The organism is Burkholderia sp. GW821-FHT14F03 (genome assembly GCF_058803765.1).
Genome location: NZ_JBXAPG010000089.1, coordinates 1 through 11880, shown reverse-complemented (window position 1 = coordinate 11880; position 11880 = coordinate 1). Strand labels below are relative to the sequence as shown.

General features: G+C 67.9%; 12 protein-coding genes. 7 read left to right on the top strand and 5 right to left on the bottom strand.

Going from position 1 to position 11880, the window contains the following annotated elements; genetic code table 11:
* Positions 1–920, bottom strand: a 920-nt coding sequence (locus AC1RQF_RS32595; RefSeq protein ID WP_492874226.1) for a sigma-54-dependent Fis family transcriptional regulator, incomplete at its 3' end; no start/stop codon positions are given.
* 260 nt (positions 921–1180) lie between these two features.
* Between AC1RQF_RS32595 and AC1RQF_RS32590 the strand changes: the two genes are divergently transcribed.
* Both AC1RQF_RS32590 and AC1RQF_RS32585 read left to right on the top strand, forming a co-directional pair.
* On the top strand, positions 1181–1375 hold the full coding sequence (locus AC1RQF_RS32590) for a DUF2964 family protein (RefSeq protein WP_252983076.1): 195 nt from the start codon (positions 1181–1183) through the stop codon (positions 1373–1375).
* A gap of 277 nt (positions 1376–1652) precedes the next feature.
* A complete protein-coding gene (locus AC1RQF_RS32585; RefSeq protein ID WP_273997885.1) occupies positions 1653–1940 on the top strand; it encodes a DUF1488 family protein in 288 nt (95 codons plus the stop codon).
* A gap of 185 nt (positions 1941–2125) precedes the next feature.
* Here the strand turns inward: AC1RQF_RS32585 and AC1RQF_RS32580 are convergent, their stop codons facing one another.
* A complete protein-coding gene (locus tag AC1RQF_RS32580; RefSeq protein ID WP_492874224.1) occupies positions 2126–4012 on the bottom strand; it encodes an SAM-dependent methyltransferase in 1887 nt (628 codons plus the stop codon).
* 161 nt (positions 4013–4173) lie between these two features.
* On the opposite strand from AC1RQF_RS32580, the gene AC1RQF_RS32575 reads away from it, so the two are divergent.
* The gene (locus tag AC1RQF_RS32575) at positions 4174–4635 is read left to right on the top strand and encodes a MerR family transcriptional regulator (RefSeq protein WP_273997888.1); all 462 of its coding nucleotides are present in this window, start codon (positions 4174–4176) and stop codon (positions 4633–4635) included.
* 78 nt (positions 4636–4713) lie between these two features.
* On the opposite strand, the gene AC1RQF_RS32570 is transcribed toward AC1RQF_RS32575, so the two are convergent.
* Entirely contained in the window at positions 4714–6015 is a 1302-nt protein-coding gene (locus tag AC1RQF_RS32570; RefSeq protein WP_273997889.1) for an NCS2 family permease, read from the bottom strand.
* Positions 6016–6379: 364 nt separating this feature from the next.
* Between AC1RQF_RS32570 and AC1RQF_RS32565 the strand changes: the two genes are divergently transcribed.
* Together AC1RQF_RS32565 and AC1RQF_RS32560 are read left to right on the top strand one after the other, a co-directional pair.
* On the top strand, positions 6380–7096 hold the full coding sequence (locus AC1RQF_RS32565) for a M15 family metallopeptidase (RefSeq protein ID WP_273997890.1): 717 nt from the start codon (positions 6380–6382) through the stop codon (positions 7094–7096).
* Positions 7093–7554, top strand: coding sequence for an NlpC/P60 family protein (locus tag AC1RQF_RS32560; protein WP_273997891.1), 462 nt, complete (start codon positions 7093–7095; stop codon positions 7552–7554). The genes AC1RQF_RS32565 and AC1RQF_RS32560 overlap by 4 nt, the downstream gene beginning before the upstream one ends.
* Here the strand turns inward: AC1RQF_RS32560 and AC1RQF_RS32555 are convergent.
* A complete protein-coding gene (locus tag AC1RQF_RS32555; protein WP_492874221.1) occupies positions 7521–8321 on the bottom strand; it encodes a hypothetical protein in 801 nt (266 codons plus the stop codon). The two genes, AC1RQF_RS32560 and AC1RQF_RS32555, sit on opposite strands and share 34 nt — an antisense overlap.
* Before the next feature lie 801 nt (positions 8322–9122).
* On the opposite strand from AC1RQF_RS32555, the gene AC1RQF_RS32550 reads away from it, so the two are divergent.
* Together AC1RQF_RS32550 and thrS are read left to right on the top strand one after the other, a co-directional pair.
* Positions 9123–9407 carry a hypothetical protein gene (locus tag AC1RQF_RS32550; RefSeq protein ID WP_273997894.1) on the top strand — a complete coding sequence of 95 codons (285 nt, stop codon included), beginning with the start codon at positions 9123–9125 and terminating at the stop codon, positions 9405–9407.
* A gap of 648 nt (positions 9408–10055) precedes the next feature.
* Positions 10056–11285: a threonine--tRNA ligase gene (gene thrS / locus AC1RQF_RS32545; protein ID WP_273997895.1), complete on the top strand. Its 1230-nt coding sequence runs from the start codon at positions 10056–10058 to the stop codon at positions 11283–11285.
* 39 nt (positions 11286–11324) lie between these two features.
* Here thrS and AC1RQF_RS32540 read toward each other — a convergent pair whose 3' ends face one another.
* The gene (locus tag AC1RQF_RS32540; RefSeq protein WP_273997896.1) at positions 11325–11738 is read right to left on the bottom strand and encodes a DUF2917 domain-containing protein; all 414 of its coding nucleotides are present in this window, start codon (positions 11736–11738) and stop codon (positions 11325–11327) included.
* Between the last annotated feature and the right edge of the window lie 142 nt (positions 11739–11880).

Below are 11880 nucleotides of genomic sequence, written 5' to 3'. Positions count from 1 at the left end.
CGCGCGGCCGGCGCCGGCGCGCGCGCGGGCACCGTGACGCGCCGCGCGTCGCTGAATTCGCAGCGCGCGATCACCCGCACGCCGCTCGCGAGCGTCAGCGCGGCGGGCGCGCCCGGCTGGCGCGCGGCCAGTTGCGCGAGCTGCGTGAACGACAGCCCGAACAGCGCGTCGCAGCCGCGCTGTTGCAGTGCCGCAAGCGGCGCGCCGAGCTGGAATTGGGCGCTGCGGTTCGCCGCGACGAGCGTGCCGTCCGGCAGGAAGGCGACGAGGCCCGCGAACAGCGAGTCGACGAATTCGTCATGCGCGTGGAAACGAACGCGCAGCGTATCCGCGCATTGATTCGCGAACAGGTGGTTCTCGATCAGCTGCGCGGACATCCGTACCAGCGCGAGCGTATGGGGGCTGAAGCCGCGCGGATCGCCGCTCACGTCGAGCGCACCGAGCGCGCGGCCGAACGGATCGACGATCGGTGCGCACGAGCAGGTCAGGGTGTGGTTCGCATGCAGGAAGTGCTCGGCGCCGTGCACGGCGATGGCTTGGCCCGCCGCGAGCGCGGTGCCGATCGCATTGGTGCCGCGCTCGCCCTCTGCCCACGAGACGCCGGGATAGAGCGCGACGCGCCGTGCCCTCTCGATGAAATCGGCGTCGCCGACGCTGTGCAGGATCACGCCGTCCGAATCGGTCAGCAGCACGAGGCTGTCGGTGTCGGCGATCTGCGCGTGCAGCGTGTCCATGACGGGGCGCGCATGTGTGTAGAGCGACTGGCTGCCGTCGATCAGGTCGCGCAGCGCGCCGCGCGAGAGCGGTGCGAACTCGGGACGCTCGGACGCGCGCAGGCCGAGCGCCGCGGAGCGCGCGTGCGCCTGCGCGAGCAGGTCGATGCGGCCCGCGGCGGCGGGCTGCACGGAAGATTCGGGCATGAAGTGTCTCCAAGGGGCCTGCCGGCGGAGTGCGTTCTCCGCTCGGCTGGCGCGGCCGGGCAGGCGGCGCGGGCACGCCTCATCATACAAGCGCGGCCGGTGATGTGCGAACGCAAATACAAAGCCCTTGCTTTTAAGTGTTTACCTGCAATCATGAAAATGAGGCGCGCGCGCGTCGCGCCTTGCGCGAGGCCGGCGCGACAGCAGCGGCTTTGCGCAATCCGCATGCGCCGCGACATGCATCCGTTCGGGAGAACATCATGGTTCGAACGGAACTCAGGATAGTGCTGGCGGTGATCGCGACTTTCGTCGTGCTGGCCGGCATCGGCGTCGCCATCCACGGCATGCTGTTCGACCAGGGCCGGGCCCTGTTCTACGGCGCGCTGGCCATCGTGGTCGGGGCGACCACCTGCGTCATCGCGCTCAACGTATGGCCGAACGACCAGATCGAGTGATCGACCCTCAAGCCAGCGTGCGCCGCTCCGACGACGCGCCGCACGCTGTCGGCCGCGCGTGATTCGACCGACGAATGCGCGCGCGCAAGGTTTTTTTGCACGGAATTTTGCCTCGGGGCGGAAAGCGTCTAAAGTGAATTCAACCGGTGCGCGCAGCCTGCTCAATGAACCAGCTGGCTGCGCACCCACCGGCCCGCCCCGCGCGCGCCTGGCCCGCTAAAGCCTGTATCCGGCGCGTGCGGTTCCGTGTTTTCACCTTTCGGCAAAGGTGGCTCGTATGCAGATCATGTTCACGAACGAAGCTCCAGAGTATTCGGGGCGCGAACTTATGCTCGCGTTCACGGCGATGGTCGACGGCGAGCGGATCCAATGCCACATCACCGCGGAGGCGCTAGAAGACCATTTCGGCGCTGCGTCCCCCCGGTTTGAAGACATGGTCGGCGCGTTCGACACGCACCGGCCCCGCATCGAGGCCGCCGCGCGCAGGTTGTTGTCCGAGACCCGCGCGCAGTGTTCGGTATTGAGAAGCGGCTACGTGCGTTTTTACGAGGCGAACGGGCGGTAGCTGGACCGCTGCGCGGGTGCCGCCCGGGGGTGGCGCCCGCGGATTCTTTCGGGACGCGTCGCACGGCGCGTCCGTCGGGAAGGGCCCGGTGTCGCGCGCGACGATGACGCCGCCGGCCGTGGCGCGGGCGACCGCGATCTGTTTCATTCCGGCTTCCCAACCGATCTGCGCGCCGCAACCGCGGCTCAGACGACGGCGTGCATCAATCTCAGGCTGTTCCCCATCCGGAAACCATCCTTGCGTCCCGCGAGGTAGGTGTCATTGAGGTCTTCCGGGCGGATGCCGACCGCTGCGCCGAAACCAAGCGCGCGTATCCGGTCGGGCAGCGAGGCGGGATCGAAGTGGGATTTCCACGGCTCGCCGCTTTCCGCGACTTTCGCGCGCACCAGTTCCATGCCGAGTTGTTCCAAGGGCGTGAGCAATGACGGCGTGACGATATAGTCGAAGACGACGGCGCTTCCCGCCGCGCACGATGCGATGAAGCGCAGGGTCTCCTGGATGGCGGCTTCGTCGAGATACATCGAGACGCCGAGCCAGGAGAAGAACGCGGGCGCATCGTCGCGGAATCCGGCCCGCGACAACGCATGGGCCAGCGTATCGCGCTCGAAATCGAGCGGCACGTAGGTCAGCGACGCGGGCGCGCCGATGCCGGCGGCGTCCAGGCATGCCCGCTTCCATTGCTGCGTGGCGGGGAGATCGACCTCGAAAAGGCGCTCGGCCTCGGCGGGCTCGCGATAGGCATAGGTGTCCAATCCCGCGCCCAGGATGACGTACTGGCGCACGTCGCGGCGCGCCGCCTCGCGCCACGCGTCCTCGGTAAATCGGCTGCGCACCGCGAGCGAGATCCGCAGCCCTTTCGACAAGGGGTCGTCGTAGCGATCCGGGTGGGCGCGGATCGCGGCTTCGTTGTCGTCGCCGAGTATTTTCAGCGCGAGCGGGTCGTCGAGGATCAACGGATCGTCCAGCAACTGATGCGCCGCGCGCAGCGTGGCGACGCGTTGCGCGCTGGGCTTGGGGCCGGCGTCGCGCGATCCCGGGCCCGTTTCGTTCAAGGCCAGGATGGCTTTCTGGATGAACAGGATCAGAGGCATGTCGAGGCCAATGCCGATCGACAGATCGGGTTCGGCCTGAAACGCGAGAAGCACCTTGCTTTCGAGTACGGGATCGTCGCCGCAGTAGGAGTCGCGGAACAGGTCCTGCCATCGGCGGGCCAATGCCTGCACCTGCGGATCCGTGAGCGCCGCGCCGGCCTCCATCTGGATCCGCACCGCCGTGAACAAGGGCGGCCAATCGTCGAGGTGGGCGATCATGCGGCGCTGCACTTCCTCGCGTTCGACGGGCGACAGGTACTTGGCGAAGGGCTCCGCCCGCGCATGCGCGATCGCGTGCGCGATCCATTGATGCATGTCCGGCGTGATGCCGGCGATTTCCCGGGCCCGGGGTTCCTGTTCCTGCAGGTTCTTCAGCCGGAACGCCAGCTGGGCGTTGTCTCCCGTCGCCTCCTTCAGGTGCTGGATCCAGCGCCAGGCCAGTGCCTGCGCCGCCTGATCGTCGGGCGGCAGGCTTGCGTCGACGCAGCGTTGCGTCTCGGCGATCAGCCCGGCTCGGCTGGCATCCAGATGCGCGCCCGCGTGCTGGCGCTGCGCGCGCAAATGATCGAGATCGTCACTGCTCAGATGTCGTTCATACATGGTCATCATTTCCAATAGGTTCAGCCAGTCCGCCGTGCCGGTTTCGTTGCCGCCCGCAAGCTGGTCCGCCAGGTGCTGGAGACTGTCGCGCAGCGTCTGCGCACGTCGCGCCTGCTCGTCCAGCACGCTGATCTGTCGATGGACGAGATCGAGGGGAGCCGTGCCGGCGTCGTTCAAATACGCCTTGATGTCCGACAGCGAACAGCCGAAATGCTTGAGCGCCTGAATCCGGTGCAGGCGGATCACGTCGTCGTGGGTGTACTGCCGGGAACCGCCGTCCGAGCGGGCGGAAGGAGACAGCAAGCCGATGGCGTCATAGTGGTGCAGCGCTCGAACGGTCAGGCCTGCGCGCTTCGCGAGCGCGCCGATCTTCAATGACATCGCAATTCCTCCGCTTGAACGCACAATAAAACATGACGTAACGTCAGGTTCAAGCCCGAAGGCGCGGAATTTTTCCGGGCGTGGCGGGCGGTCGGGACGGCATCGGGCGGGCCGTCGCGCGAGCTATACTGATTTCCGAATCCACTTGAAGGTCATGCGCAATGAAGATCGGGGAACTGGCGAAGGCCACCGGCCTCAGCACATCGGCGATCCGTTTCTACGAGCAGAGCGGCCTGCTGGCCGCGCCGCCGCGTGGGCTGAACCGGTATCGCGACTATCCGGACGATGCCGTCGAACGGCTGAAGCTGGTGCAGCTCGCGCAACGTCTCGGCTTCTCGCTCGATGCGCTGCGCACCGGGCTGTCGTGGGAGGGCGGCGTGCAGAAGGAGGCGCTGCTCGCGGGGCTCGACGGACGGTTGCGCGAAGTCGAGCAACTGCGCGCGGCGCTCGAACGCCAGCAGGAGGAATTGCGCCTGCTGCGCGACATGCTGCAGACGCATTGGCAGGCGGGCGACTGCCTGAAGATCGAGACGGTGACGCGGCGCATGGACGAAGCCTCGGGGCGCGACGACAAGCCGCGCCGCACCGCGACGCCGCGCGGCCGGGCGGCGCGGGCGGGCTGAATGAGGTAAAAAAAGCGCCACCCCAGGGCGGCGTCGTGCTGTATGCGGCCCGGCGCGAGGCCGGGCCGGCCTCGCCGCTCACTCCGCCGCGAGGTAGAAATACCGGAACAGAAACACCGCGGCGATCACCCACACCACGGCCTTCACCTGGCGCGCCTGGCCCGTGAGCAGCTTCAGGCCGCCGTAGGCGATGAAGCCGAACGCCACGCCGTTCGCGATCGAATACGTGAACGGCATCAGCAGCGCGGTCAGCGCGGCGGGCACCGCTTCCGTCGCGTCGTCCCACGGCACGTCGACCATGTCGCGCAGCATCAGACACGACACGTACAGCAGCGCGGGCGCGGTCGCATAGGCGGGCACGACGCCCGCGAGCGGCGCGATGAACAGGCAGGCGAGGAACAGCACCGCGACCGTGACCGCGGTCATCCCGGTCCGGCCGCCCGCCTGCACGCCCGAGGCGCTCTCGATGTATGCGGTGGTCGACGAGGTGCCGAGCACCGAGCCCGCGACGATCGCGGTGCTGTCCGCGAGCAGCGCCTTGTTGAGCCGGTTCATCTTGCCTTCCACCAGCAGGCCCGCGCGGTTCGCGACGCCCATCAGCGTGCCCGTCGCGTCGAACAGTTCGACGAGGAAGAACACGAGGATCACGTTGATGATGCCGGTCGACAGCGCCGCGCCGATGTCGAGCTTGAACAGCGTCGCGTCGATCGACGGCGGAGCGGAGAAGATGCCGTGGAAGTGGTTGTCGCCGAAGAAGAACGACAGCACGGTCACGCCGATGATGCCGATCAGGATCGCGCCGCGCACCCGCAGATAGTCGAGCGTGACGATCGCGAAGAAGCCGACGATCGCGAGGATCGTGTTGTGCTGGTGCAGGTCGCCGAGCGTGACGAGGGTGGCCGGGCTGCCGACGATCACGCCGGCGGTCTTGAGCGAGATGATGCCGAGGAACAGGCCGATGCCCGCCGTGATCGCGATGCGCAGCGAACGGGGGATCCCGTTGACGATCACCTCGCGCACCCGGAACAGCGTGACGAGCAGGAACAGGCAGCCGGAGATGAACACCGCGCCGAGCGCCGCCTGCCACGTGAAGCCCATGCCCTTGACGACCGTGTACGCGAAGTACGCGTTGAGCCCCATGCCGGGCGCGCACGCGATCGGATAGTTCGCGTACAGGCCCATGATCAGCGATGCGAGCGCCGCCACGAGGCAGGTGGCGACGAACACGGATTCCTTCGGCATGCCCGCGTCGCCGAGGATCGCGGGGTTCACGAAGATGATGTACGCCATCGTCAGGAAGGTGGTGACCCCGGCGAGTATTTCGGTGCGAAAGTCGGTGCCGGCTTCTGCGAAGCCGAAATACCGTTTGAGCGATTCCATGAAGGGGATTCTCCGGTCAGTTTGTCGTGTTGCTTAATCTGATGATTTGTTGTAGCGGCAGTGCCGATGTACTGTAACCAGCCACTATTGGGCGGCTATCGGCGGATTGTAATAGCGGACATAGATCGGACGATATAGTTGGCGGCAAAGGCGGGCTCGCCGCGCGCCACGGGCGGGACCGGTTCCGTCTGCCGCATCGTATTTGGGCGTGGCGCGGCGGCGCTACAATGGCGTTCTGCGCGGCGTCCGGGCCAGGGCGGCGCGCGATGAGATCGGAAGTCACTGGCGGTGATGCGGTAGTTGTTGGCTGACGGATCCCCGTTGCCGGGCAGCGGGGCCTCGACAATAATTTCCCTGAGAGAACATGCTTACGCTCGCTGATCCCAAGGTCAAAAACGTCGCGCTCGTGGAGTGCGGCGAGCGGTTCGTCGATCTGGCGGACCCTGATGCCTCCATCGCGGTCGACTTGAGTCGCCGCTACATCTCAAGCAAAAGTCCTCATTTCCTGAAAGTGCGCGCATCGCTCGCCGCGCGGCTCGCCGCCGCCGGCAAGGCGCTGCCGGCGGCGCTGCGCTTGTGCGTGACGGAAGGCTATCGGCCGCTCGGCGCGCAGCGCGACTACTTCAATCGCCATCTCGCGAAGCTGCGCGCCGCGCGCGCCGGCTTGAGCGACGACGCCTTGTTCATGCTCGCGAGCCACTACATCGCGCCGCCCGACGTGGCCGCGCATCCGACCGGCGCGGCGATCGACCTGACGCTGATCGGCGCGGACGGCGAGCCGCTCGATCTCGGCTGCGTGCTGAATGCGACCGACGCCGAATCGTCGGGCGCGTGCTATACGGATTGCGCGTTCATCAGCCCGGCCGCCGCGCGCAACCGCCGGCTGCTGGTCGACGCGATGCGCGGCGCGGGTTTCGTCAACTATCCGTCCGAATGGTGGCACTGGTCGTATGGCGATCGCTATTGGGCCGCGTGCACGGGCGCGCCGCGCGCGTTCTACGGTCCGGTCGACGAGGCCGCGCTCGAACAGGATGCGGCCGCGGCGCGCGCGCCGGCGCTGCACGAGGGGGCGGGCCGATGAACGACGTGCTGATGGACGCCACCGCCGAAGTGGCCTGGATGCCGATCGCGTTGGCCGAGGTCGGCGTGCGGCGGTGTGCCGAAGGCGAGAGCAATCCGCGCATTGTTGAGTACAACGATGCGACCAACCTGATCGGCTACGACGACAAGATTTCATGGTGCTCGTCGTTCGTCAACTGGTGCCTCGCGCGCGCCGGCATCGCGGGCACCGGCTCGGCGCTCGCGCGCTCGTGGCTCGAGTGGGGGCGTGGGCTCGTCGAGCCCGTGTACGGATGCGTCGTGGTGCTGTCGCGCGACGATCCCGCGAGCTGGAAGGGGCACGTCGGCTTCTACCTGCGCCAGGACAACGAATCCCTGTACCTGTTCGGCGGCAACCAACTGGGCGAGGTGCGCGAACTCGCTTATCCGCGCGCGCAACTGCTCGCCTACCGCTGGCCCGAGCCGAGCCCCGCGCGCTGACGCGGCTCGGTCACGCTGACGATGCTGCCCCACGGTGATTCGCGTTCGCGCGTGCGCACGGCGGCGCCGACGCGCAGCGTCGCCCAATACGGCGCGCTCACGCAGTGCGGCGGCGCGAACGGCGCGCGCGCATCGACTTCGACATAGGCGGCGCAACCATAGGCGCCCAGCGGCTGCCATTTCGCGACCACGTTGCGCTGGCGCAGCGCTTCGTCGCCATAGCGCTGCGTGTAGGTCCAGCCGAGCGCATAACCGGACGCGACGCCGGCACTCGCGAACACGAGGCTGAGCACGAGCAGCACGCGTCGCAGCCCGCGCGCGGATTCGAACGCGTGCGGGCTGAAGCGCAGCATGAGCAGGCCGGCGGCGGTCCACGCGAGGCCGGCCGCGCCGATCAGCGGATACAGCGGCGTCGCGGGCGTGAAGCCGGCGCCGTAGGCGTGCAGGCCCAGCAGCAGCACCGCTCCCCAACCGACGACGAACAGCGCGGGCACCGGATCGAAGGCGAGGCGCGCGCGCGATGGAAACAGGCCGGTGGGCAGCGCGTCGGCGCGGCGTCGCACGCGCCATGTCCACAGCGCGGCGGCGGTCGCGCAGCAGGCGGCCGATACGGCCAGCATCAGCCCGTTGCCTTGCAGCGCCCAGTATCCGGTCAGCAGTGCGAGCCCGGCGGTCGTCACCGGCCAGGCGCCGACGCCGCCGAAACGGCGCGCATGCCGGCCGTTCCAGCGCCTCGTAATGTCATCGAAAGAATGTGGATGGCTCAATCGATCGCCTCGTTGTTCTTGTATCGACATGACCCATCATAGGAAATACATCGTTTTGTCACGGGGCTTTTGCAGGGGGGCATCGCGAAGCTGCACGCGATGACGGTTTGTGTCAGGCTGTGCACGACGGATCTGTGCCATGCGTGTGACGCTTCGGCGCCCGGTGTTGCGCGGAACGCGACACGCGTCAACAAAGCGATGCGCGGCGCGGGAAGCCGTCGTAGAGTGTGGATTGGATTGAGGGAGGCCTGCGGCGCGCGCGTCGCGACGCAGGCGCTTCGCAGGGCTAAGTTGCGCCGCCGGCATGATCCGGCGCAACTTGCGCCGGATCCTGTCAGGCCGACATCACGTCGCGCGCCTTGCGCGGCGACTGGTTTCGCTGCGGCGTCGCATGACGCGGCGGAGGCCGAACCGATTCCAGCCGCGCGCAGCGTGCGCGCGGCGTTCGAACAGGCTGCGCGCGACCGTCGTCGCGCGCGGTGCGACATAGGCGGGCCGGCGGCCCGCACGCATGCGCGGGTATCGCACGATACGCGCATGAGGCCGCCCGGCGCGCATCGATCTCGCCTGAAGTGCGAGGGAATCGCGTTATCTGTGTAAAACATTGCAAGACGTCATCGCGTTAACGTGGTTCTCTTTCTAGGATGTAGAGAGTGGTCGCGTCGGATGTCGGCGGCGCTGTCGCGGTAGGCCCGCGAGGCGCAAGAGTGGTGGCCGACGTGTTCCGCGATCGTTGTGGTGCGTTCGGGGCGGCCCGTGCGGTGCTGCCGGACGATTTCATCCGTCAATACGGAGGTAAGCATGTTGAACTGGATCAGCCGTTGGGCGTTGCGGCACGCCCCCACGCCGGAGAAAACCGCTGCGTCGATGCTGGTGACCGCGCGCATGGAGTTGTTCACGGCCGAGCAGCGTGTGATTGACGCGAAGTTGCAGGCGGATTACTGGCGCACGCGCGTCTCGTTCCTCGAGGAAGTGCAGAAGCAAGGCATCGAGCCGTGGGTCAGCGCGCAAACGCAGAAGTCCGAGATCGAGACCGCAGCGGCGGCGCGCGGGGTCGTGGGTCCGCGTCTCGCGGCCAGCACCTGAGCCGGGTTCGATGAAACGCGCTGTTGCCTGTCTGCGCGCGGCATTGGACTGTCGCGGCCCGACCGTCGTCGACCGCAGCCCGCCGGCCCCCGGCTTCGTGGGCGTTTTCCCGCATCATCCTGATTCACGTTTCATGTTCGCGCGCGTGGGCGTGCGATCGTTCGCGTCGACCTGAGTTCACGCGCTCGCCCCGCCGGGGCGATGGCGCCGGAGTGTGGCGCACCGGTCCTCATCGAGGCTGGGCACGCAACTTCGTCCGGTAGCAACGGAACACGGTGGCGGACGCACGGCGGCTTGCGCCGCGTCGTGCATTGAATCGGCCCGGGGGTTTACCGTTGCCGTTCCTCGCGTGCGGAGTGCGCGCGCGATACGCGCGGTGCCGCTCCATCCTTCCTTCCTTCGATAGCGCCCATTCGCCTGCGCGAACCCGCAGCGGTGTTGACGCGTGCGCATCGGATCCGGTAAATTGGACGACATGAACGCACGCGCACTCACCACCACGACCACCACCACGACCGCCATCGGCGGGCGGAGGGGAGGTCGCGTGTCGTAGTCAGTGCGTCTCTGACATCCCTGAAGCCCCGCCGGAAACGGACGGGGCTTTTTTCATGTCCCGTGCCGCCGGCTCATCACGAAACGGAGCACACGATGGACGCATTCGATCACCGGATTCTCGGCAGCAAGCTCGATCTTTTTCACCAGCGGGACGAAGGCCCCGGCACGGTGTTCTGGCATCCGCGCGGCATGGCGCTGCTGCGCGTCGTCGAGGAGTACGTACGGGTTCGGATGCGCGCGGCCGGGTTCGCGGAAGTGCGCACGCCGCAGTTGCTCGCGCGCGCGCTGTGGGAGCAGAGCGGCCATTGGGAGAAGTTCGGCGATCAGATGTTCACGCTCGACGGCGACGACGGCCGGTTCTGCCTGAAGCCGATGAGCTGCCCGGGGCACGTGCTGATCTTCAAGAAAGGATCGCGTTCGTACCGCGACCTGCCGGTGCGTTACGCGGAGTTCGGCGCCGTGCATCGCGCGGAGCCGTCCGGCGCGCTGCATGGGCTGATGCGCGCGCGGGCCTTCACGCAGGACGATGCGCATGTGCTGTGCGCGCCGGCGCAGGTCGAGGCCGAGGTGGTGCGCTTTTGCGCGCTGCTCGCGTCGGTGTACGCGGATTTCGGTTTCGACGCGTTCGAGGTCGCGCTGTCGACGCGGCCGGCGCAGCGCGCGGGAGACGATGCATCGTGGGATCGCGCGGAAGCCCAGCTCGCGGCGGCCGCGCGCGCGGCCGGACTGCGCTTCACGCTGCAGCCCGGCGAGGGCGCATTCTACGGGCCCAAGCTCGAATTCCACCTGATCGACCGGCGCGGCCGCAAGTGGCAGTGCGGCACCGTGCAGCTCGACTTCGTGCTGCCCGAGCGGCTCGGCGCGACGTATGTCGACGAGAAGGGCGAGAAGCGCGTGCCCGTGATGATTCATCACGCGGTGCTGGGCAGTCTCGAACGCTTCATCGGCATCCTGCTCGAACATTACGAGGGCTGGTTGCCGGCCTGGCTCGCGCCGGATCAGGTGGTGGTCGCCAGCATCGGCGAGGCGCAGCGGTCGTTCGCCGACCAGGTGGCGCAGGCGTTCGAATCGATCGGATGCCGGGTGGCGCGCGATTTCCGCGCGGAACGCCTGCCGCGCAAGATCGTCGACGCGCGCGCGCTGGCCGCGCCGATCCTCGCGATCGCGGGCAGCCAGGAAGCGCGCGACGGCACGGTCGCGTTGCGTCTGCGCAATGGCGAGCAGCAGGTGTTGCCGCTCGACGAGGCGCTGGCCTGCGTGGCGCGTGCGACGCGCGTGCCGTTGCGCACGGCGCCGCGCGTCGGCAACGACGCGGCCGCGTGATCGGCCCGGCTGTGCGGCCCGGTTGCGCGCGACGCCGCATCAGCGCGGGCGTGGCGCCGCGAGATCGGCGAGTGCGTCGCGCAGCCGCGCGAGCCAGCGCACGAGCGTGTGCGACGGCTGCGCGTAGGGCGTCGTGAGCGTCGCCTCGGCCGGGTGCGGTCCTCTGGTGCTGAGCCAGATGCGCTCGCCCTGCCGCACGTGCACGGTGTCACCGGGCTGAAGCCACAGATCGTCGACGCTGCTCGACCGGATCAGGCGCACCTGGGCGCGCCCGATCCGCAGCTCCGCGTCGCTGCGCGCGCGCCAGGTCAGGGGCGCGCCCGGCGTGAGCGGAAAGTGCAGGGCGACGCGCGGCAGCGGTATCGCGTCGGCATCGGGCGGCGGCCACATCGGGTTCGCGTCTTCCATCTTCGTCTTCTCCTTGTAGAGCCGGCGGATGGAGCGCGATGCCATGCATGAAAAAGGCCCCAACCGGATCGGCGGGGCCTGGTGACAGTGCTTGCTGTGGAACGGCTAGTTGTGAAGCTTCAATAGGTTGTATCGATGGTTCATCCGGACTGAGTCTGGGAGACTGGAAGTCGCCAAACACCCAACC